Here is a 21,236-nt window from a genome sequence, read left to right as displayed (position 1 = left end):
TTATGCGTAATCTTCTCAAGCCGCTCTTCCTACAAAGTTTTCGTACGGGTGGATTATATCTACTCATTATTGCTTTATCGCTTGCGATTAGTGCGACCACAGCCCTGAAATTTAGTAATGACCAAGTGAAGAATGCAGTCAGTCTGCAAGCCTCGCAAATGCTGGGTGCAGATTTAGTTCTGTCGAATAACGAGCCTATCGAACAGCTGTGGAAAAAAAGAGCAGAACAGCTTGGTTTAAAGCAAACTAATGTCACTCTATTTAGTTCTATGGCTCATACACAAGATCAGTTTGTCATGGTCAATGTAAAAGCGATAGAACCTGCATTTCCACTCAGAGGACAGCTTGAAATTGCGCCAAAAACTCAAGCGATTCAATCTGGTGAAGTCTGGCTAAGCCAAAGAGCAGCGGATTTATTAAAAGTAAAAAGAGGAGATATTGTTTCTATTGCTGACGGTACCTTCCGTTTTAGCGGCGTGATTGTGCGTGATTCAAACCAAGAACTGGGTTTTTCTGGTTTTTCACCTACCGTTATTATTCATCAAGCCGATATTGCTAAAACTCATGCAATTCAAACTGGCAGTAGAATCGATTATCGACTGTTAATGTCTGGTCAACCTGAACAAATTCAGAGGTTTAGTAAGCAATTTAAGCAACAGCATCAACCTTCTAAAGAAACAGATGAAGCGGCGGGTCTACGTTTGCGTGATGCGAGCGAATCAAATAGTCGGTTATTACGCCCGCTTGAAAACCTAGATACCTTTTTGCAACTGGCCAATATTTTAACGATTTTGTTGTGTGGGATTGCCATCGCTTTAACGAGTCAAAGATATGTTCAGCAAAACCAAGATCATATTGCACTTCTCAGATGCTTAGGAGCCAGTAAGTTCCAAATTTTATGGGCCTATATTGGATTGCTTTGTATTGTCAGTGCGATTTCAATTGTGATGGGAAGCCTATTAGGTTTAGTCATGGGGTATGGCCTGCTGCAACTTATGCTGCAATTGATTCCTCAATTAGAGTTAAATTTTTCGCTAATACCACTTTTACTTGGGCCTTTACCAATCGCTATTTTTACGAGTGTGATTGTGCTGCTCGGTTTTATTTTGCCAAGCATTTGGGAGCTTTTAAATACACCTCCAATTCGGGTGATTCGCGAAGAAGCCAAATCTCGTAAATCTTTATTCTTTATGTTTTTTGCTGGCATTAGCAGTCTGATTGTTTTTAGTTTGGTGTTGAGTGAAAACTTGATGCTCAGCATTGTGGTTTTGGCTGCGATTATTGTTCTTTGTATTTTGCTGTATACCGTTGTTTGGCTTTTACTTCGTAGTTTAAAAAAGATGAAAAATCGTTTGTCTTTTTATATTCGTTCGCCCTCGCAAAGTGCCTTACAAATTACCGCATTAGCGTTAGGCTTAAGCCTCATTACTGTATTAAGCGTATTAAGAACAGATTTATTACAGCGTTGGCAGCAACAGCTTCCTGAAGGAACCCCGAATCAATTTGTATATGGTTTACCTCCATTCGATTTAAAACCTTTTGAGCAGCAATTAAAGCTACATGGTTGGCAAAGCACGCCGCTCTATCCAAATATCCGAGGCCGACTAGTAGCAAAAAATGATGTACCTTTTTCAGAAGAAGCCATAAAACAAAATAACTCTTTGCGCCGTGAATTGAATTTAACGCAATCAAATCAATTACCGAATGACAACGCAATTACAAAAGGACAAGCTCAGTTTAATGGCATTGGGCAAGTTTCAGTTGAAAGTAAAACTGCCGAAAGTTTAGGAATCCAAATTGGAGACAAGCTGACCTTTAGCTTGCCTGAAGGTACATTACAAGCCAAAGTTGTGAATTTCCGGAGTGTAGAGTGGGAAAGCTTTAGTCCTAACTTTTTCTTTATTTTTTCCCCTAAAACCTTAGATGAAAATGCTGGAAGTTATTTAGGTAGTTTCTATGTACCTAAGCAAGATCAACCTAAAATGATCAATATTATTCAGCAGTTCTCAAATACAGTATTTATTGATGTTGATCGAATTTTAGATGAAGTAAAACGCTTAATGAATGTCTTGGTCAAAATAGTGACTGTACTGGCAGCGTTGGTCGGTTTTTCAGGCGTATTGGTACTGATTGCATGTTTAAACCTATTAATGGACGAGCGACGCCGTGAGGTTGCTTTACTACGCTCATTTGGTTTATCTAAAAATAAAATGAAGCAAATGCTCAGTTTTGAGATTGGATTCCTTGGTCTGTTAGCAGGCATAGTTGCCTGCTGTTTTGCGGAGGTGATTAGTGCGATTGCTAGTTATAAAATGAATATGGCAATACAGTGGCATTTTGAAATATGGCTGATTTTACCTCTTGGCATGATGCTGCTTTGTGCATTGATTGGTCGTTATCGACTCGGTTATCTTTGCAACTTACCACCTTTACAAAGCTTAAGAGAATTAAATCAGCTTTAACTTAAGGGATAATTCCAGGATTTTGGATGATGATTTCATGCCATAGCGGAAGTAAAGGTGAGTTGAGTTGTACACAGTACATATAAAAACCACCCGTAATGATTACTGCGCCTAACAAGCCTAAAATCTTGAGCACACTTTTAAACTTACTGACGTAGCTTAAGTACCACATCAGTGCAAGAAATGCCCCAATAACCATGCCGCCAATATGTGCGGCATTATTAATACCAGTTGCGACAAAACCAAAAATAAGGTTGATTGCCATAATCATTAATAATGCTTTTTTATCGAGTATGTAGGCTTGATGCGGAAGTGGTGGAAATAAGGAAAGTACTGTTAACGCAGCACCTAATCCCATTACGGCGCCTGAAGCACCTGCACTGACATGAGGAAGTAAGCTCTGGTCAAAATGTTGCAGTAATTCATGTCCATTTTGAATGGTCATATAACTACTTAAAAGACTACCGAATAAACCAGCAAGTAAATACATGCCTATAAAATAGAAGCGACCAAATAGTGACTCGGCAACATTACCGAAAATATATAAGGCCCACATGTTGAGCATGAGATGGACTAAACCAAAATGAAAAAACATGCTGGTAAATAGACGTTCAGGCTGCCCAGAAAAAGTAAGTGGTGTAAAATCAGCTCCCCAATGAATAGCATCTTTCATGGCTGGGTCACTAATATCGACGCCAGATAGAATTTGCCAGACAAACAAACCTACATTGATTGCGATGAGCAGGGCAGTCAGCCACCAAGTTTGTACATTGAGTTTACGATTAATGTGCGGAGGCTGATATTGAGTCATGCTATGCTTTTGTTATATATGAACATGCTTTACAGCTTAACATGAAAAAAGTTGAATACAGGAGATCAGGACGAACATGAAAGCTTTTATTGTTCGCGTGTTGTTAATTTTTATTGGGGCGATTCTCCTTATTCAACTTTGGATTTTTTCGAGTTTGGTCTGGTGGCGGACACATGAAGTGGATACGACCATGTTCATGCGAATTGATTATTGGTCTGATACATCAGAGCCAATTGTCCATCAGTGGCTGGACTATGATGATATTAGCGACAATTTTAAACATGCAATTTTAGCAGGCGAAGACGCAAAATTTATCCATCATCATGGCTTTGACTGGCAAGGTATCCGTTTTGCCCTTGAGCGAAATAATGAAGAGGGTGAAGTAGTTGCGGGTGGTTCTACCGTGTCTCAACAGCTTGCAAAGAACTTGTTTTTATACAACAAACGTTCATTTATTCGTAAAGGCCAAGAAACGGTCGCGACTTGGATGATGGAGCGGATGTGGTCAAAACGCCGAATTCTTGAGGTATATATGAACTCAGTTGAATTCGGCAAAAATTTGTATGGTGTTGAAGCAGCCGCTCATCATTATTATGGTAAAAGTGCTAAAAGCTTAACGCGTGAACAAGCTGCTTTCTTAGCTGCGTTATTGCCTGATCCGAAATATTATCAAGATCACCGCAACGATCATAAACTACAATATAGAAAACGCGTTATTTTACGTTATATGAATAGCACCCAGATTCCTGAATAAAGCTGTTTTAAAGATGTGTAAATTTTTTAGTTTTTACCAAATTGTCATATTTTTGCAGCATACTGGTTTATAGAGATTTTGGCTGGATAGAGAATAGAGTTAGACATGAATACAGCGATTACAGCAACAACGACCCCAATAGAATATAGTTATAATGACCGTTATATAAATCGTGAATTGTCTATTCTTGACTTCCATTTGCGTGTATTGGAGCAAGCGGTAGACCCTTTACATCCATTGCTTGAGCGAATGAATTTCTTGCTCATTTTTTCGCGTAATCTCGATGAGTTCTTTGAAATTCGTGTTGCGGGAGTGATGGAACAATTTTCTCTAGGCAATGAAAGTCGTAGCCCTGATGGTCTTACACCAAGACAGGTTTTACAAAAAATCTCTGAAACTGCTCATGCTGCGATTGAGCGTCAATATCGAATTTTAAATGAGGAAATCTTACCTAAGTTACGTGAGGAGGATATTTGCTTCCTACGTCGTGGTGAGTTAACTCCAGCTCAATCTGCTTGGGTGAAAAAATATTTTCAGGAACAAGTTGCACCTGTATTAACACCAATTAGCCTAGATCCAGCACACCCGTTCCCTCGACTTGTTAATAAAAGCTTGAACTTCATTATTACGCTTGAAGGTAAAGATGCTTTTGGTCGTCAAATTGATTTGGCTGTTGTGCCTGCGCCACGTTCATTACCACGCGTTGTACGCCTACCAGACGAATTAACAGGTGGTAAAGAACATCATGTAATGTTATCGGCAATTATCCATGAACATGTGTCTGATTTATTCCCAGGAATGACAGCAACTGGGTGTTATCAATTCCGTGTGACACGTAATGCAGACTTGGCCTTGAATGAAGATGTTGAAGACTTAGCTAAAGCATTAAAAGGTGAATTAAGTTCTCGACGTTTTGGTCGTGCAGTTCGCTTGGAAGTAACCCATAACTGCCCACAGCATATTTATGAGTACTTACTGGAAGAGTTCGATTTAACTGATGAGCAATTATATAAAGTTGATGGCCCAGTAAATTTAGCTCGTCTAGTTTCAAACTTTAAACGTCCTCATTTACGTTATGACTCGCATACGCCGGTTGTGCCTAAAGTGTTTAAAAAGACCGAGAGCATTTTCTCGGCAATGCAGAAGCAAGATATTTTACTGCATCATCCGTTTGAATCTTTTGCTCCTGTAATTCAGCTACTTCGTGAAGCTGCTCGCGATCCGCAAGTATTAGCAATTAAGCAGACGTTATATCGTAGTGGTGCTGATTCTGAGATTGTGCAAATTTTGGCAGAAGCGGCGCGTAATGGAAAGGAAGTCATTGCCGTTATTGAATTACGTGCTCGCTTTGATGAAGAATCAAATATTGAAGTAGCAAACGTTTTACAAGAAGCTGGAGCAGTCGTTGTTTACGGTATTGTAGGTTATAAAACCCACGCCAAAATGATTATGGTCGTGCGCCGTGAAAATAATAAATTGGTGCGTTACGTTCATTTAGGAACGGGTAACTACCATGCGATGAATGCCCGAATTTATACCGATTATGGTCTCATGACCACAGATAAAGATCTGTGTGAAGACGTACACCGTATATTCCAAGAGTTGACCGGCATGGGCAAAATGGCGAAATTGAAAAAGCTATTACATGCACCGTTTACCCTACATGCTCAGCTTATTAACTTTATTGATGAAGAAATTGCCAATGCTAAAGCAGGCCGTAAAGCTCAGATCATTGTTAAAGTAAATGCATTAACCGAAGTCCAGTTAATCAATAAATTGTATGAAGCTTCTCAGGCGGGTGTTCAAATTGACCTGATTATCCGTTCGATTTGCTGCTTACGTCCAGGTTTGCCGAACCTGTCGGAGAATATTCGAGTGCGTTCAATTGTAGGGCGTTTCCTTGAGCATACTCGTGTTTATTACTTCAGTAATAATGGCGATGCACGTATTTACTGTTCAAGTGCAGACTGGATGGACCGTAATTTATTTAATCGTGTTGAAGCGTGTTTCCCTGTTGAAGACCCTGCATTGAAAAAACGTATTTATCAACAAGGTTTGGTAAATTACTTACAAGATAATCAACAGGCATGGCTGCTACAAGGGGATGGTACTTGGATTCGTGCTGAGCCAGCAGAGGGTGAAAAATTGCATAATGCTCAAAGGGCGTTATTAGAAATCATTAAATAATGAACTTTCAAGACTAAATAAAAGCCGACATTTTGTCGGCTTTTTTAATTGACTGAAATTCAAAGTAATTTAGTTAGTTTTTCTAAATGGTTGCTGGATAAACGATAATAATTTGAAGCACTGCAATATGTTTTGAAAATATGTGATTTTTTACATAAAACATTGAATTTTAAAAATATACAAATCACGAGAAATCTACTTTAATACGCCGCATTAAATATACTTAACTTTGGTAAATGAATAAGATGCAATGCTTTATTAGAAGTTTACTTATTAAAATACTTTTGGGGATAATACCAGTGACCGCTTACGCAGATCAGAAGTGTTATGGAGATATCATCGTCTTTCAAAGATTTGATGATCAAGCGATATATCCTTATTTTGTAAATCCTTCTAATGATAAAGCTAACAAAAGTGGAGAGAAAAATAAAAAAATAATCATCCAAAAGAGAAAACCAAAACAAGATGAGTTTTTAGCCCAAAAGAAAGTTGAAGATGTCCACACCAAGAAAGTAGAAGAAAAGAAAAATTTTGACAGTAAAAAGCAACTTGATGCAGCTGTCGCTAAAGAAATCTTGGAAAATGGTGAAAAGAAATGGATGGTACAAGTTGCGCTAGCATCTAATCAAAATAAGGCAAATATGGTTCAGTCGCAGTTAGAAGCAAAAGGGTACAAGGTTGTAACCAGTGCAACGACTAAAGGCATACGGGTCATGGTCGACCCTGCAAATGACTATGCCATTGCACAAATTATTAGAGAAAAAATTATTGCTGATAATAGTTTAAATATGCCATCTGCGTGGGTGTTTAAGTGGGCATCCTTAACGCCGCAATAAAATAAAAAGGAGTCCGAAGACTCCTTTTTTTATTCATGTATTCTTGTCGTGATTTTCTGCATAATTTGCAGTAATACATCGAACTCACTTTGCAATGGTGTACTTTTACGAGTCACTAAAGCTAAAGTACGGCTCGGAGCATCTTCAATTGGTTTTGCAGTAATCTGATCATTAAACTTGATCATACTATTTTCAATTGCAATTTCTGGTAAAAGCGTAAAGCCTAAATCAGAAGAAACCATTTCAACTAACGTTGGTAAAGAACTTGCTTTTAAACGGTTGTCGTTTTTACGCTCACCGATCGGGCATGCACTTAAAACATGGTCACGTAAACAGTGGCCTTCTTCAAGCAAAATTAATCTTGATAAATCAAGATCATCTAGAGAGTTTGCTTGAAGAGCATTTGTATCTTGCTTACTACATACAAGGTACAAGTTTTCTTTCGAAATTTCAGCGACTTTTAGGCCTCTAGTGTCAAATGGTAGAGCAAGAACGATCATGTCTAGATTACCGTGTTCTAAACGCTCTACAATTTTTTCACTTTGTGCTTCATGCAAATGCAGCTGAATTTTAGGTAACTGCTGATGCACTTCATCAAGTAACCGTGTCAGGATAAAAGGTGCAATTGTTGGAATAACACCCAAATGCAAATCACCCGTTAACGGCTCACTCATTTCACGGCTCAAACGCATTAAATCTTGAGCATCTGCTAGTAGTACACGGGCGCGAGCAACGACTTGTTCACCTAAAGGTGTTAAACGCACATTCTGGCGATCACGTTCTACCAAAACGCCACCTAATAACCGTTCAAGCTCCATGATGCCGCCTGATAAAGTCGATTGAGTGACAAAAGAGCGGCGTGCTGCTTCAGTAAAATGCAAAGTTTCCGACAACGTAACTAAATATGATAGCTGTCTTAATGATGGTAATGCAGCCATAGTGTCCTAGTCTGATGATTTAAAATGATGCGCAAATAAACCGCTAAGCTGTGGAATAAAATGTGCAGGGATATCATGCCCCATTCCATCAATTAATTCAAACTTAGCACCGGAAATTGCTTTTGCTACAGCCTTACCGTGGCTAGGCGGAAGTAAGCGATCGCGAGAGCCATGTAGGACTAAAGCGGGTTGCTTAATTTCACGGTCGAGTTGTAGTAAAGAGCCTGTACATAATATTGCTAAAAACTGTTGAAGTACACCAGCAGGATAGTAGCTACGTTGATAAAGTTTACGTGCTGTTTGTATTGCTTCAATCTGGTTGATATAACCAGGTGAACCAATCAATTGAAATAGTTTTAAACTATGATTAACAATACCTTCCTCGTCACGTGTCTCGGGTTTACCAATTAAACTCAAAAGTTGTTTCGGAAAAGGAGGTGGTAAAAAAGGCTGGTTATTGCTTGTAAACATAAGCCCTAACTTCTCAACCTTTTCTGGATATTTTGCTGCAAGAATTTGAGCAATCATCCCACCCATTGATGCACCAATTATATGCGCTTTGTTCACGCCTAAACGATCAATCAGCATAGATACATCATCTGCCATATCATGCAGCGTATAAGGTGCACCCTGATTAGTTAGCCCCAGTGCAAAGCGGCCCATCAATTTAACAGTATTTAAGCGTTTACCTTCGTGACGTACTTTTGAAGAAAGGCCAATATCACGGTTATCAAAACGAATAACACGAAATCCTTGATCAATCAGCGATTTACAGAAAAAATCTGGCCAAAAAAGCATTTGGGCGCCAAGGCCCATAATCAGCAAAATGGTTGGATGCTCTGGCTTTCCACCTACTTCTACATGTAACTCAATTCCATTGCCTAAGTTGACTTTGGTTTCTTGCATGAAAGATGTGTACGGTGAAATGTTAAACTGTAAGGCGCTATTCATGTTATTCATTCCTTAAAGGAATACCCTCTAATGAGTATTCCTGATACAAACCTTATGCTTGGGCTGGAATAAGATCTGGAACAAGCTTTGTTAAAGTTAAGCGTTGTTTACCTGCGGTTGCACCTAACAATACAAAACCACGCAATGTTCCTTCATTGTCAATTGCTTTGGCAAGCATACCATCGTCGAACTCTTCTGTTTCCCAGTTCACTTCTACATCAACCGGAGCAGGCAAAACTGTAAGTGGGGCTGCTGGCGTTTTTACTGCAACTGGCATAGCCGGGTAGTGCACAGCAGTTTGTTGCCCACTGAGTGTTTTTGCGAGAGCACGAGCCTGTTGCATAATCGGCATTACATATGGCAGTAAAGTACCGTTTACCTCTGCGCAATCTCCAATTGCGTAGATGTCTGCTTGATTTGTTTCTAATAAACCATTGGTAATAATTCCACGGCTCGTTTGAATATCTGCACTTTTAGCAAGTGAAATATTTGGCTGTAAACCAATCGCAGAAAGAACAAGGTCCGCAACCAATGTTTGTCCGTTTGCGAGTGTTATCGCATAGTCTTCGCCATTATTAATTTTGCTTACTTTTTCAACCGTGGTTCCAAGTGCAAATTTTACTCCAGCTTCCTCAAGATTTTGCTGGAAAGCAGAAGCAATATGTTCTGGAAGTAAACGGCCTAATGGTTGAGGAGCTAAATCAATCACAGTGATGTCATATTCACTATGCAGTAAGTCGTTGGCAAATTCACAACCAATTAAACCAGCACCTAAAATAACAACACGTTTATCTTTACGCTGAGCTAGATTTTCACGGAAAGCGCGGTAATCAATCAATGAGTTCACCACATGAATGTCATCGCTACCATCACCTGCAATTGCAAGGCGAATTGGGTTAGCACCTACAGCTAAAATCAGTTTTGAATAGGGTTGCTTTGACGTTACACCATCCCTTTCTAGAACAAGTTCATGCTCTTCAGCTAAAATCTCTTTTACAAAAGTAAAAGGCTCAATACGCATATTGAGTTGAGTACCCATTTTAGCCGCATCACCTAAAGGAATTTGTTCTGGTGCTTTTTTACCTGCAAATGCATTTGATAATGTTGGCTTTGCATAGTTCACTGCATCATCCGCACAAATCATCACAAGTTCTTGCTCTGGGCTAAGCTTACGGAACTCACGTGCCAAGGTATAACCCGCCATGCCTGATCCGATAATGACGATAGGATGCATTTTTTTCTCCAGAGTTAGAATTATTTATTTAATACGGTGATTGGTAATATTCGTAAAAAAGACCATGTCAATCATGGCCTTTTACTTTACGCTCTTAGATTTCGATCATTTCGAAGTCAGCTTTTGAAACGCCGCAATCAGGGCAAGTCCAGTCATCAGGAATATCTTCCCATTTTGTTCCAGCTGCAATGCCGTCTTGTGGCCAACCTTCCGCTTCGTCATAAATCCATCCACAAACGATACATTGATATTTTTTCATGAGACTCTCCGCACTGATAAGTTTGCTCAAAGCTGCCTTTCAGTAAAACTATTCCATCTATTAATAATGTAACTACGATCCGGTCAATAATAACCAATGTGCCTTTGATCGGATATCAAATTTTTACGCAGTTCTACATTCAAAGTAAAGTAAATAACGGAGTTTAATCATTCGTAAGCAAAGATGAATGGCAGGTTAGGACAAATAAGTGGTTATTTAGGCAAAACTTCGCCATAAACTAATAATAATTAATGCATTCTCACAGTTAATTTTATTTGTGAAAATATCATGAAATAAAGAGTGCCAAATCATTTAAAAAATTCATCTCATATGAAAGCTAAATAACAACAAACTACGATGCTACAGAATGTCATTATTAAAACCGAAAATTAAAATTTGCTGTCATTAAGACGGTATAAATCAGGGAAGTGAAATATGGAAAATTTAGTATATAAAGTGGAAATTGATGCTCCTATAGAAAAAGTGTGGGACATACTTTGGAATAGTGAGACATATAACGCTTGGACGAAATTCTTTGCACCAGATTCCTCTATGCGTACTGACTGGCAAGTAGGTGGAAAAACTTATTTTCTTGATGGCGAAGGAAATGGGATGGTTTCTACAATTGAACAAATGCAAAAACCAGAAATATTGATTTTTAAACATTTAGGAATGATTAAGGAGGGTAAAGAAGATTTAGAAAGTGAAGAAGTTAAAGGTTGGAGTGGTTCTCAAGAAAAATATTTTCTAAACCAAAAAGATAATATAACCACTTTAAAGGTTGAATTGGCCACCTTGCCCGAATATATGGGCATGTTGAAAAGTGGCTTCGTTCAAGGTTTTGATGTGGTTAAAAAAATGGCAGAAGCAAAATAAAGCTTTTTTTAATCACATATAAACCAGTTTCTTATAATCAAATGATAGAAATCTAGGCTAAATATTTTTTATAAATTTTTATAATCAGATCATTAATTCGAGAAGGATAGGCTAAGCGATGATGTCCACCTTCAAACGTTTCAATATTCATGTAGGGTGCAAGTTTTTCTTGAACCTGATACATATCAAGTTGCTCATCTCCTAATTCTAAATAGGCCATTTTAGGATTAGAGAGCATGAGTTCATCTTCAGAAAGCTGAGGGTAGTCTGCCCGAAAATTAGGGGTAAGACTTGGATTTGCCACAATCACCGCTAATTTATGTTGAGCAGCAGTTTTTAGCGCCCAATAGCCTCCAATGCTATGACCCACCAATAAATCTGGTTTGATCGTTTGAATAGCCTGATGGTAAAAATACTCAACAGATGCATAACTTAAGTTACGATAATCGACGTCAATACAAAATTTTTCAGGATGTAAAATGGCATGGAACTTTGTCGATTCCCGGGAAGAATCCAAGCCATGTAAAAATAGAATTTTCATTATTTACTACACAATCTCATTGATAAAATAAAAGGCAAATCGGGCCTTTTGAATATCGAGGTTATTTGGATTTTTTTATATTTTACTAAATGCTTTAAAAAATGATCTTAGCGATTGGTCTAAGTCACTTTGCCTTTAAAAAGTAGTGTTTTGTTCTATAAAATTGTCTTTTTTCATTTTTGTTTGATTGAAATCATTCGAAAAACTTCCGCAATCTGTTAGGATATAGCACTTAATTTTTACTTAATCGAGGCAGAGATGACGCAACAAAACGCTCAATCGACTTCTGAACCAACTATTTCCGAAAACGATTTAATTGCACAGCGTCATGCCAAATTAAAGCAAATCCAAGATGTTGCGAAGGAAACTGGAAAGAGTCCTTGGCCGAATACCTTTAAGCGTGAACACTACGCAGCTGATCTACAAGAACAATTTAAAGATCAGTCGAAAGAACAAATTGAAAGCGCTGAGCATGTCTATGTAAAAGTGGCTGGCCGTGTCATGTTAAACCGTGGTTCTTTCATGGTTATTCAAGATATGACAGGTCGTATTCAGCTATATGTTGACCGTAAAGGTTTACCAAAAGATATTCTTGAGACCATTAAAGGTTTAGACCTTGGTGACATTATTGCTGCTGAAGGTTATATCGGACGTTCAGGAAAAGGTGACTTATATGTTCACCTTGAAGGTTTTGAACTTCTTACAAAATCTCTTCGTCCGTTACCAGATAAATTCCATGGCTTAAATGACACAGAAGTTAAGTACCGTAAACGTTACCTTGACTTAATTGTGAATGAAGAAACACGTAAAACTTTTGAAATCCGTGCCAAAGTTGTTGCAGGTATTCGAGCATTCTTAAACAATGAACGTTTCATGGAAGTTGAAACGCCAATGATGCATGTGATTCCGGGTGGTGCGTCTGCGCGTCCGTTTGAAACACATCATAATGCTTTGGATATGCCTTTATTCTTGCGTATTGCACCTGAGCTTTATTTAAAACGTTTGGTTGTTGGTGGTTTCGAACGTGTGTTTGAAATTAACCGTAACTTCCGTAATGAAGGTGTGTCAACGCGTCACAATCCTGAATTTACGATGATCGAGTTTTATCAAGCTTATGCTGATTATAAAGACTTGATGCAATTAACTGAAAACATGCTTGAAAAATTGGCTTTGGATATTCTGGGTACAACTGATGTGCCTTACCAAGGTGAAGTGTTTAGCTTCAAAGGGCCATTCAAGAAAATCTCTATGTTTGATGCGATTTTAGAGAATAACCCACAATTTACGCCTGAAAATGTTGGTGACCGTGAGTTCCTTGCTCAATTTATTCGTGAAGAATTAAAAGAACAAGTTAAGCCTGGTTTTGGTTTAGGTAAGCTTCAAACGATTGTATTTGAAGAAACTGTTGAAACTAAACTTCGTCAGCCTACATTTATTACTGAATATCCAGCTGAAACTTCTCCACTCGCTCGCCGTAATGATGACAATGCACATATTACTGATCGTTTTGAGTTTTTCATTGGTGGCCGTGAATTGGCAAATGGTTTCAGCGAGTTAAATGATCCAATTGATCAAGCTGAACGTTTCCAAGCTCAGGTTGCTGAAAAAGACGCTGGTGATGATGAAGCAATGCATTACGATGCAGAATTCGTTGAAGCGCTTGAGTATGGTTTACCTCCTACCGCAGGTGAAGGTATCGGTATTGACCGTTTGGTGATGTTATTTGCCGATGCTCCAAGTATTCGTGATGTAATTTTATTCCCGCACATGCGCCGTAAAGAAGGTTAATCTTCTAGAGGCAAAAAGGCAGTATTTATACTGCCTTTTTTATTACTTTTATATCTCAAAAACTTACCTATCTACACTAATCTTAAAATAGCGTTAAATAATGTAATTGCACAGTTTAACAATTGCAAAGTTGTGATAAAAAATTTAAGGTGTTGCTCATAAATAACTTTGAGAATTGGCTGGCATGTTTCTAAGAAAAACACTTTCGATTGCAATATTGGCAACTGCTTCATCCGCTATTTTTGCACAAGGTTTAGTGCTAAATAATGAGGACTTGCGTACAGACTTAAACTGGTTGAATCAACAAGGTGTTATTAACATCAGCACCTCAACTTGGCCGTTAAGTGGTGATGAAATCCAGAGAGCACTCTCTCAAGCACAAGTGACGCATCCAGCTCAACAAAAAGTTATTAATTCAGTTCTTAATGCATTAAAAGCAGATAACGATACGGTTAAAGTGGGCGCTTTTGCTGAAACCGATATCAAAAATATTCCGCAAGCATTCGGTGATAACCAAAAAGCACAATATCAAGGTTCTTTAGAGTTTAATGCGGGCGGTGAAAACTGGGATGCAAAAATTCGAGTAAATGCAGAAAAAGACCCACAAATTGATAATGGTCAAGATGTGAATGTTGAAGGCTCATATGTTGCTGGTAAACTTTGGAATCAGTGGGTAGTTGCGGGGCAAATTCCAACATGGTGGGGTCCAGGCCATGATGGTAGCTTAATTCGTGGTGATGCTAGCCGTCCGGTTTATGGTGTAACAGCACAACGTGCAGTGCAAAATGCTTTTGAGAGTAAATGGTTATCTTGGATTGGACCGTGGCAATATCAGGCTTTTGCTGGTCAATTAGATGATTATAAAGCAATTCCAGATGCTAAGTTATTAGGTTTGCGTGTAACTGCAAGACCATTACCATATTTAGAACTAGGCGCTTCTCGAACTTTGCAATGGGGTGGTGAAGGGCGTTCAGAAAGTTGGAATTCTTTATGGAATGCCATTAAGGGAAATGATAATGTCTATGATGCATCTGAGGATAGATCTAATCAAATAGCAGGATTTGATGCCCGTTTAAATCTGCAAACTCTTTTAAACGCACCTGTGGGTGTTTATGGTCAATATGTAGGGGAAGATGAAGCTGGCTTACTTCCTTCTAAAAAAATGTATTTAGCAGGTGTTGATTACTCTTCTAGCTATAATGATATGCCTTATCAGCTCTATGCTGAATGGGCTGACACGCGTACAAATAACGATGTGAAAGGTATTTCTTATAATCATTATATCTATAAGGATGGCTATTACCAACATGGTTTCCCTTTAGGCCACGCGATGGGTGGTGATGGACAAATGTACTCAGTGGGTGGTGATATCCGCTTTGATGTCATGAACCGTTTAAGTGGTCGTGCAATGGTGGTTAAAGTTAATCAATCTAACTTGGCAATCAATAAAGCATTCCCTAAAGACGATGAAATTAAAGCCCTTGATTTAACTTGGACGCATTACATCAAACCTGATCTTCCATTAAAAATTAATGGTTGGGTAAGTGATTCTGATCTAGAAGGTAATGATGCGGGTGCATCTATTGGGATTGAAATTCCATTAGAACGTAAAATGTTCGGTTTCTAAGAATAGATCACGTTTTAGAAAAGAGAAGCGATCAAAGCTTCTCTTTTTTTATGGTTTTTAGAGAAATCTAAAGACTAGAACATGATTTGCTTAAGTGGGCTACACAAGCTACGATTGCAAAGTTACGCAAGTGAATCAGCATATTACATGTATATGATGAAATCGAATATCAATATGAAAAAACAAGCAAAAGGAATCGGTTTTAAATCACTATAATGCATAACTAATGCTATAAGCCATATAAAGGCTTGTGGTTGGATTATCTATCACGAAAAATTGGAGTTGTTATGGCACTCGTTCCTCCACATGGTCTTCTAGGTGGTGGTTTAATACTACTTCTAGATTTTATGGGCAAAATGGATAGAGAAGGACGTGTTCATGACTGAATCAAGACTCACACATCTCAAGCAACTTGAAGCTGAAAGCATTCATATTATCCGTGAAGTTGCTGCTGAATTTGAAAATCCAGTCATGCTTTACTCAATTGGTAAAGACTCTGCGGTAATGCTTCACCTTGCGTTAAAAGCATTTTACCCAGCGAAACTTCCATTTCCTTTATTGCATGTAGATACAGGTTGGAAGTTTAAAGACATGATCGCGTTTCGCGATAACATGGCAAAAACGCATGGCTTTGATTTAATCGTTCATCAGAACAAAGAAGGTCGTGAAGCTGGAATTAATCCATTCGATCATGGTAGTTCAAAATATACAGATATTATGAAAACCCAAGCTTTAAAACAGGCTTTGGATAAATATCAATTTGATGCTGCTTTTGGTGGTGCGCGTCGTGATGAAGAAAAATCACGAGCGAAAGAACGTGTTTACTCATTCCGTGATAGTAAACACCGTTGGGATCCTAAAAACCAGCGTCCTGAACTTTGGAATCTTTACAATGGTAAAGTGAACAAAGGTGAAAGTATTCGTGTATTCCCTTTATCTAATTGGACTGAGTTAGATATTTGGCAATATATCTATTTAGAAAATATTCAAATCGTTCCTCTTTATTTCTCTGCTGTTCGCCCAGTAGTAGAGCGTAGCGGTACATTAATCATGGTTGATGATGAACGTATGCGTTTAAAAGAAGGTGAAGTTCCACAGATGAAGTCTGTACGTTTCCGTACGCTTGGCTGTTATCCATTAACTGGTGCAGTTGAGTCTGAAGCAGATACGTTACCTGAAATTATCCAAGAGATGCTTTTAGCCACGAGTTCTGAGCGTCAAGGTCGTATGATTGACCATGATGAAGCGGGCTCAATGGAAAAGAAAAAGCAAGAAGGCTATTTCTAAGACAATTTCTAAATTTGTGGAGTTTGAGCAATGTCTCATCAATCAGAATTAATCAGTCAAGATATCTTGGCCTATTTAAAGCAACATGAACAAAAAGATCTTCTGCGTTTTTTGACTTGCGGTAACGTAGATGATGGTAAAAGTACACTTATTGGACGTTTACTCTACGATTCAAAATTGATTTATGAAGATCAATTGCAAGCTGTAACGCGCGATAGTAAAAAAGTAGGAACCACAGGTGATGCACCAGACTTGGCATTACTTGTAGATGGTTTACAAGCTGAGCGTGAGCAAGGTATTACCATTGATGTGGCTTACCGCTATTTCTCAACTGAAAAACGTAAGTTTATTATTGCTGATACCCCAGGACATGAGCAATATACGCGTAACATGGCAACTGGTGCGTCAACTGCTGATCTTGCAATTATCTTGATTGATGCGCGTTATGGTGTACAAACTCAAACTCGTCGCCATACGTTTATTGCTAGTTTACTTGGTATTAAAAATATCGTTGTTGCTATCAATAAAATGGACTTGGTTGAGTACTCTCCTGAACGCTTCACTGAGATTCAGATTGAATATGATGCTTTCGTAAGTCAGTTAGGTGACCGTCGTCCAGCCAATATTCAGTTTGTACCGATTTCTGCTTTAAATGGCGATAACGTAGTAAATGTTTCTGAGCATACAGCTTGGTACAAGGGTCAAACCTTGATGAGCATTCTTGAATCTGTGGAAATTAGTCGTGAATCAAACAAACACGAATTCCGTTTCCCAGTTCAATATGTGAACCGTCCAAACCTCGATTTCCGTGGTTTCGCAGGTACTGTTGCTTTGGGTGAAATCAATGTTGGTGATGAGATTGTTGCATTACCATCAGGTAAGCGCTCAACAGTTAAAGAAATTGTAACATTCGATGGAAATCTAGACCAAGCTGTTGCAGGTCAAGCGGTTACATTAACGTTGAATGATGAAATTGATATTAGCCGTGGTAACGTATTAGTACGTGCAGGTGAACAACCATTAATTTCTCGTAGTGTTCGTGCTTCAGTAGTATGGATGAATGAACATCCACTGGTGAAAGGCAAGTTGTACAACGTTAAAATTGGTACACAGACTGTTCCTGCCAAAGTAACTAACATTCACTATCGTGTGAATGTGAATACGCTTGAGCATACTCAGGTTGAAGAGCTTGAGTTAAATGCAATTGCAGACGTTGTGGTTGAGTTTGATGCACCAGTCGTATTTGATCAATATCAAGATTCACGATACACAGGTTCATTTATTTTCATTGATCGTTTAAGCAATGTAACGGTTGGTGCGGGTATGGTTGAGTCTGCGGTAGAGTGGACTGCACATAGCAATCCTGTTACTGCTGAAGATCGTGCTGCACGTTTAGGTCAAAAACCTGCGGTGATTGGGATTTCTGCACAGTTAATCGAGAAAGCTCAAGTTTTAGAAAGCTTATTGATCCAACAAGGTGTAGTTGCGATTGCAAAAGCTAACTTAACTGCTGAGCAAATTACTTTATTGCGTGAGACAGGTGTTGTGGTTATCACTACGGCTGTGGATGGTACAGATACAGAAGTTACTGCTGAAACTGTTGAAGAAGCAGTTGAAAAAGTTGTGGAATTAGTCCGTCTTTAATAGGCTGAATTGATTTTGAGAAAACCCGCGTAAGCGGGTTTTTTTTTATTGGGCTTAGAAAATACTTTGAGTTTTTAAAGTTAAATATTCTCTTAAATCTTTAGGATAGCTCTGAATCATCTTTAAAAATATATCTCGATCGCCTTGATATAAGGCGCGTGTTGCTTCTTCGTAATTTGGCATATTACCCAACATGGCAGACATAAAACGGTCGATGGCTTGTTTAGCGAGCATAATATTACCTTCAGAATTTGGGTTATTTAACTCTTTATCAATTAACTTACGAATTACTGCTGATGCACTCGCACTTTGTTGATCTAACCAATCCCAATGTTTTTTCTGTAAAGTGATTTCACGCGAAATTACTCCGAGTTTAGGTCGTCCAACCTTTTTAATTTCTTCTGGTTCAGCATAACGTTGTTGAAATTCTTGTTCCGAACCAGAAAGATCAAGATCAATTTGTTGACCTGTTTGATCATTAAAAATCAGAATATTTTCCGTTGTTTTCGGAAGATCTTTGAGTTTTTTTGCAAGTTCAACTAGGGAGTCGCTCGCAATAAGCGTGCTTCCAGTGAAAGCAGTATAGGTGATTTTAGTATTCATTTTAGTCATATATTTTTATCTGGGTAAAAAAATATTATCAGGGTAAAATTATTTTGGCAAATAATTAATTTTATAACCAAAGAATTATTTGATTTTATGAGTGTTGTCTATGAAGTTAGGACTATAAAAATAGTCAAGATAATAGGCTATTTAAAATTTTACTCTGCTTTGATATCGCTTTTATGAGACAATGTTTTTTTTATTTTTGTGTATTAGGACTCCCATGATTGAGCAATCTCCTGAATCTTTAAGCGATATCGAAATTTTAGACATTTTACAGTCTATGAAAAAAGATAAGCTGGATACGGAAGCAAATGAGATTATCCGTAATGGGGGGAAAGCTGGGCGTCAAGAAGCACATAAACAGGCTTTAGTTGCGTTGAATGCAAACTTTGAAGAAAAGTTTGTAGAAGCTGCTACGCTGGCATTAGGCTTGAATTCAGGTCAGGCGAAAAAGATTCGTTATAAAAAAGACCGTATCCGTATTTTTAAAGCACGTGGTATTGATTATTTAGCTATTGATGGTGCAGAAACCGCTCAGGTTTTAGCTCAAGTTGCTCAAGCGATTAGTCGTGAAGATGCGATCGTGACTGAAGGTCTACACAATATTTTTCCATTTTGGAAAGAGGGTTGGCCAATGGTTCAGTTTGATAATGCTTATAAAATTTTAGAAGAAGATATTACATTGCATTTTCAAATTGTGTTAGATCTCTTAATTGAATATGTACAGAAATAAAAAAAGCCCCGATTGGGGCTTTTTTATTGCATATGAATAATTAAAGCGTGCTAAATAGTGGGAAAACACCAATCACTAAAGCAGTACCCATTAATACCATACAAGTTATGAATGCCCACTTTAAAGTGAACTTTTGATGGTCAGCAAAATCGACTTTAGCAAGACCGCATAACAAATAGGTTGATGGAACAAGAGGTGATAGCAAGTGTACAGGTTGACCTACAATCGAAGCGCGAGCGATCGCTTCTGCACTAATACCATAATGTGAAGCAGCTTCAGCAAGAATAGGTAAAACGCCATAGAAGAAAGCATCATTTGACATAAAGAATGTCAAAGGCATACTTACTAAAGCTGTGATCGGTGCAAGGTATGGACCCATGCTTGGAGGAATCATTGCGACGAATTCTTTAGACATCGCCTCAACCATACCTGTGCCAGATAAAATACCTGTGAAAATACCCGCTGCGAAAATTAAGCCCACAACAGCTAAGACACTGTCTGCATGCATTGCAATGCGTTTTTTCTGCATATCAACATCTGGGTAGTTAATGAGCATTGCAATACAGAACGCTATCATGAACAACACAGACATAGGTAGAATGCCTTTGATCAAAGCAATCATAAGAAGGATTGTGAGCACCATATTTACTTTACGTAAATGTGGGCGAGTCGCTTCAGGATCTTTCGATACGGTAATATTGTCACCATGGTGAGTTTCAAGTTCAATAACGCCTAAACGTTTTTGCTCGTAACGACCATATAAGTATGCCAAGAAGAATAACCAACCAATACTAATGACCATTGGGATAATCATTGGTACGAAAATGTGGCTTGGGTCAATTTGCAAGGCGCTTGCAGCACGAGCTGTAGGGCCACCCCATGGTGTTAGGTTCATTACACCGCTACATAACAGCATAAGTGCAGTCATGATGAGTGTATTCATTCCTAAACGTTGATAAAGTGGTAGCATTGCAGCTACACAAATCATATAGGTTGTTGAACCATCACCATCTAAAGAAACCATTGTGGTTAAGAACACGGTTCCCATTGTGATTTTTAAAGGATCACCTTTAACCTTTTTCAAAATCCATTTAACCGGTGGATCGAAAAGACCTGCATCGATCATTAAGGCAAAATATAAAATTGCGAATAAAAGCATTACGCCAGTTGGCGCTAATTTTTTGATGCCATCCAGCATCATCTCACTGAGACCTTTGAGTTCAATGTGACTCAAACTTTCAAAGTAGTGACCTAGGCCCCAGGCAACAAGAGAAAAAATAAATGGGATGAGAATTAAAGCAATAATAGGGCTTAAACGTTTGGACATGATTAAGTACATGAAGCACAAAATCATGCCAACACCAAGTAATGTCAGCATACAATCAATCCTTTGCCTATAGTTTTACTGAACAAGTTTATTCAAAACTCTGACCTTGGTTATTCTTATTAATTTTTATTAAAAAGACAAATAATATATTTAGTTTATTTGGTTAATATATATTCAGTTGGAGGGGTATATTTAGGCGAAATACTGAACATATATATTAAGATTATAGTAAGCTTATAATAAATGTGATTCATTATAATAGATTATAAAGGTTTTATAAGAATAAAAATTATATGATATTTTTTTAAATTATATGTGGTTTGATGGGGGAAATGAGAAGAAGAACCATTTAAAGACTTGCTTTGAGCTAAGTTC

Annotated in this window: 20 protein-coding genes; 11 read left to right on the top strand and 9 right to left on the bottom strand. The window is 38.2% G+C overall.

Annotated features, from left to right (window positions below; all coding sequences use genetic code 11):
• Positions 1-2: 2 nt before the first annotated feature.
• Positions 3-2,462: an ABC transporter permease gene (locus I7H67_RS01025; RefSeq protein WP_198306858.1), complete on the top strand. Its 2,460-nt coding sequence runs from the start codon at positions 3-5 to the stop codon at positions 2,460-2,462.
• Between the two features lies 1 nt (position 2,463).
• Here I7H67_RS01025 and I7H67_RS01020 read toward each other — a convergent pair whose 3' ends face one another.
• Positions 2,464-3,273, bottom strand: coding sequence for a rhomboid family intramembrane serine protease (locus I7H67_RS01020; RefSeq protein WP_107881116.1), 810 nt, complete (start codon positions 3,271-3,273; stop codon positions 2,464-2,466).
• Between the two features lie 76 nt (positions 3,274-3,349).
• On the opposite strand from I7H67_RS01020, the gene mtgA reads away from it, so the two are divergent.
• Both mtgA and ppk1 read left to right on the top strand, forming a co-directional pair.
• The gene (gene mtgA, locus I7H67_RS01015; protein ID WP_004793982.1) at positions 3,350-4,027 is read left to right on the top strand and encodes a monofunctional biosynthetic peptidoglycan transglycosylase; all 678 of its coding nucleotides are present in this window, start codon (positions 3,350-3,352) and stop codon (positions 4,025-4,027) included.
• Between the two features lie 105 nt (positions 4,028-4,132).
• Positions 4,133-6,214 carry a polyphosphate kinase 1 gene (gene ppk1 / locus I7H67_RS01010; protein WP_004793981.1) on the top strand — a complete coding sequence of 694 codons (2,082 nt, stop codon included), beginning with the start codon at positions 4,133-4,135 and terminating at the stop codon, positions 6,212-6,214.
• Between the two features lie 59 nt (positions 6,215-6,273).
• On the opposite strand, the gene I7H67_RS01005 is transcribed toward ppk1, so the two are convergent.
• Entirely contained in the window at positions 6,274-6,402 is a 129-nt protein-coding gene (locus tag I7H67_RS01005) for a hypothetical protein (protein ID WP_081399186.1), read from the bottom strand.
• Between the two features lie 57 nt (positions 6,403-6,459).
• Here I7H67_RS01005 and I7H67_RS01000 point away from each other — a divergent pair, with 57 nt between their 5' ends.
• Entirely contained in the window at positions 6,460-7,050 is a 591-nt protein-coding gene (locus I7H67_RS01000; protein WP_198306901.1) for an SPOR domain-containing protein, read from the top strand.
• A 29-nt stretch (positions 7,051-7,079) separates the two neighbouring features.
• Here the strand turns inward: I7H67_RS01000 and oxyR are convergent, their stop codons facing one another.
• The 4 genes from oxyR to rubA form a co-directional block, all read right to left on the bottom strand.
• Entirely contained in the window at positions 7,080-7,988 is a 909-nt protein-coding gene (gene oxyR / locus I7H67_RS00995; RefSeq protein WP_004793979.1) for a LysR family transcriptional regulator OxyR, read from the bottom strand.
• 6 nt (positions 7,989-7,994) lie between these two features.
• Entirely contained in the window at positions 7,995-8,939 is a 945-nt protein-coding gene (gene estB, locus I7H67_RS00990; protein ID WP_198306857.1) for an esterase EstB, read from the bottom strand.
• 52 nt (positions 8,940-8,991) lie between these two features.
• The gene (gene rubB, locus I7H67_RS00985) at positions 8,992-10,173 is read right to left on the bottom strand and encodes a rubredoxin reductase RubB (RefSeq protein ID WP_198306856.1); all 1,182 of its coding nucleotides are present in this window, start codon (positions 10,171-10,173) and stop codon (positions 8,992-8,994) included.
• A gap of 94 nt (positions 10,174-10,267) precedes the next feature.
• Positions 10,268-10,432, bottom strand: a complete 165-nt coding sequence (gene rubA / locus I7H67_RS00980; protein WP_000760495.1) for a rubredoxin RubA — start codon at positions 10,430-10,432, stop codon at positions 10,268-10,270.
• A 435-nt stretch (positions 10,433-10,867) separates the two neighbouring features.
• On the opposite strand from rubA, the gene I7H67_RS00975 reads away from it, so the two are divergent.
• Positions 10,868-11,308, top strand: a complete 441-nt coding sequence (locus I7H67_RS00975; RefSeq protein WP_198306855.1) for an SRPBCC family protein — start codon at positions 10,868-10,870, stop codon at positions 11,306-11,308.
• Between the two features lie 52 nt (positions 11,309-11,360).
• Here the strand turns inward: I7H67_RS00975 and I7H67_RS00970 are convergent, their stop codons facing one another.
• Positions 11,361-11,849, bottom strand: a complete 489-nt coding sequence (locus tag I7H67_RS00970; RefSeq protein ID WP_004793973.1) for a YqiA/YcfP family alpha/beta fold hydrolase — start codon at positions 11,847-11,849, stop codon at positions 11,361-11,363.
• Positions 11,850-12,107: 258 nt separating this feature from the next.
• Between I7H67_RS00970 and lysS the strand changes: the two genes are divergently transcribed.
• From lysS to cysN, 5 genes are all read left to right on the top strand, one after another.
• On the top strand, positions 12,108-13,637 hold the full coding sequence (lysS, locus tag I7H67_RS00965) for a lysine--tRNA ligase (RefSeq protein ID WP_004793971.1): 1,530 nt from the start codon (positions 12,108-12,110) through the stop codon (positions 13,635-13,637).
• Positions 13,638-13,821: 184 nt separating this feature from the next.
• Positions 13,822-15,264: a capsule assembly Wzi family protein gene (locus I7H67_RS00960; RefSeq protein WP_198306854.1), complete on the top strand. Its 1,443-nt coding sequence runs from the start codon at positions 13,822-13,824 to the stop codon at positions 15,262-15,264.
• A 254-nt stretch (positions 15,265-15,518) separates the two neighbouring features.
• Positions 15,519-15,650, top strand: a complete 132-nt coding sequence (locus I7H67_RS00955) for a hypothetical protein (RefSeq protein WP_002117520.1) — start codon at positions 15,519-15,521, stop codon at positions 15,648-15,650.
• Positions 15,643-16,551 carry a sulfate adenylyltransferase subunit CysD gene (gene cysD, locus I7H67_RS00950; RefSeq protein WP_000140408.1) on the top strand — a complete coding sequence of 303 codons (909 nt, stop codon included), beginning with the start codon at positions 15,643-15,645 and terminating at the stop codon, positions 16,549-16,551. Before I7H67_RS00955 ends, cysD begins: the two co-directional genes overlap by 8 nt.
• A 30-nt stretch (positions 16,552-16,581) precedes the next feature.
• Positions 16,582-18,195: a sulfate adenylyltransferase subunit CysN gene (cysN, locus tag I7H67_RS00945; RefSeq protein WP_151827535.1), complete on the top strand. Its 1,614-nt coding sequence runs from the start codon at positions 16,582-16,584 to the stop codon at positions 18,193-18,195.
• Between the two features lie 54 nt (positions 18,196-18,249).
• On the opposite strand, the gene I7H67_RS00940 is transcribed toward cysN, so the two are convergent.
• Entirely contained in the window at positions 18,250-18,807 is a 558-nt protein-coding gene (locus tag I7H67_RS00940; protein ID WP_198306853.1) for a DUF2239 family protein, read from the bottom strand.
• A 214-nt stretch (positions 18,808-19,021) separates the two neighbouring features.
• Between I7H67_RS00940 and I7H67_RS00935 the strand changes: the two genes are divergently transcribed.
• Positions 19,022-19,534 carry a hypothetical protein gene (locus I7H67_RS00935; protein ID WP_198306852.1) on the top strand — a complete coding sequence of 171 codons (513 nt, stop codon included), beginning with the start codon at positions 19,022-19,024 and terminating at the stop codon, positions 19,532-19,534.
• A gap of 40 nt (positions 19,535-19,574) precedes the next feature.
• Here I7H67_RS00935 and I7H67_RS00930 read toward each other — a convergent pair whose 3' ends face one another.
• Positions 19,575-20,912: a CitMHS family transporter gene (locus tag I7H67_RS00930; RefSeq protein ID WP_107881123.1), complete on the bottom strand. Its 1,338-nt coding sequence runs from the start codon at positions 20,910-20,912 to the stop codon at positions 19,575-19,577.
• Positions 20,913-21,236 lie beyond the last annotated feature (324 nt).

It is taken from the genome of Acinetobacter sp. ACIN00229, assembly GCF_016106645.1.
GTDB classification, from domain to species: Bacteria; Pseudomonadota; Gammaproteobacteria; order Pseudomonadales; family Moraxellaceae; genus Acinetobacter; species Acinetobacter oleivorans.
This window is presented reverse-complemented; position numbering and strand designations above follow the sequence as displayed.

Excerpts from the sequence above, each read along its gene's own strand:
- lysS (WP_004793971.1), top strand. The coding sequence starts at position 12,108 with ATGACGCAACAAAACGCTCAATCGACTTCTGAACCAACTATTTCCGAA.
- oxyR (WP_004793979.1), bottom strand. The coding sequence starts at position 7,988 with ATGGCTGCATTACCATCATTAAGACAGCTATCATATTTAGTTACGTTG.
- estB (WP_198306857.1), bottom strand. The coding sequence starts at position 8,939 with ATGAATAGCGCCTTACAGTTTAACATTTCACCGTACACATCTTTCATG.
- I7H67_RS00960 (WP_198306854.1), top strand. The coding sequence starts at position 13,822 with ATGTTTCTAAGAAAAACACTTTCGATTGCAATATTGGCAACTGCTTCA.
- I7H67_RS00970 (WP_004793973.1), bottom strand. The coding sequence starts at position 11,849 with ATGAAAATTCTATTTTTACATGGCTTGGATTCTTCCCGGGAATCGACA.
- rubB (WP_198306856.1), bottom strand. The coding sequence starts at position 10,173 with ATGCATCCTATCGTCATTATCGGATCAGGCATGGCGGGTTATACCTTG.
- I7H67_RS00975 (WP_198306855.1), top strand. The coding sequence starts at position 10,868 with ATGGAAAATTTAGTATATAAAGTGGAAATTGATGCTCCTATAGAAAAA.
- cysN (WP_151827535.1), top strand. The coding sequence starts at position 16,582 with ATGTCTCATCAATCAGAATTAATCAGTCAAGATATCTTGGCCTATTTA.
- I7H67_RS00940 (WP_198306853.1), bottom strand. The coding sequence starts at position 18,807 with ATGACTAAAATGAATACTAAAATCACCTATACTGCTTTCACTGGAAGC.
- cysD (WP_000140408.1), top strand. The coding sequence starts at position 15,643 with ATGACTGAATCAAGACTCACACATCTCAAGCAACTTGAAGCTGAAAGC.
- I7H67_RS00930 (WP_107881123.1), bottom strand. The coding sequence starts at position 20,912 with ATGCTGACATTACTTGGTGTTGGCATGATTTTGTGCTTCATGTACTTA.
- I7H67_RS01020 (WP_107881116.1), bottom strand. The coding sequence starts at position 3,273 with ATGACTCAATATCAGCCTCCGCACATTAATCGTAAACTCAATGTACAA.
- I7H67_RS00935 (WP_198306852.1), top strand. The coding sequence starts at position 19,022 with ATGATTGAGCAATCTCCTGAATCTTTAAGCGATATCGAAATTTTAGAC.
- I7H67_RS01025 (WP_198306858.1), top strand. The coding sequence starts at position 3 with ATGCGTAATCTTCTCAAGCCGCTCTTCCTACAAAGTTTTCGTACGGGT.
- rubA (WP_000760495.1), bottom strand. The coding sequence starts at position 10,432 with ATGAAAAAATATCAATGTATCGTTTGTGGATGGATTTATGACGAAGCG.
- mtgA (WP_004793982.1), top strand. The coding sequence starts at position 3,350 with ATGAAAGCTTTTATTGTTCGCGTGTTGTTAATTTTTATTGGGGCGATT.
- ppk1 (WP_004793981.1), top strand. The coding sequence starts at position 4,133 with ATGAATACAGCGATTACAGCAACAACGACCCCAATAGAATATAGTTAT.
- I7H67_RS01000 (WP_198306901.1), top strand. The coding sequence starts at position 6,460 with ATGCAATGCTTTATTAGAAGTTTACTTATTAAAATACTTTTGGGGATA.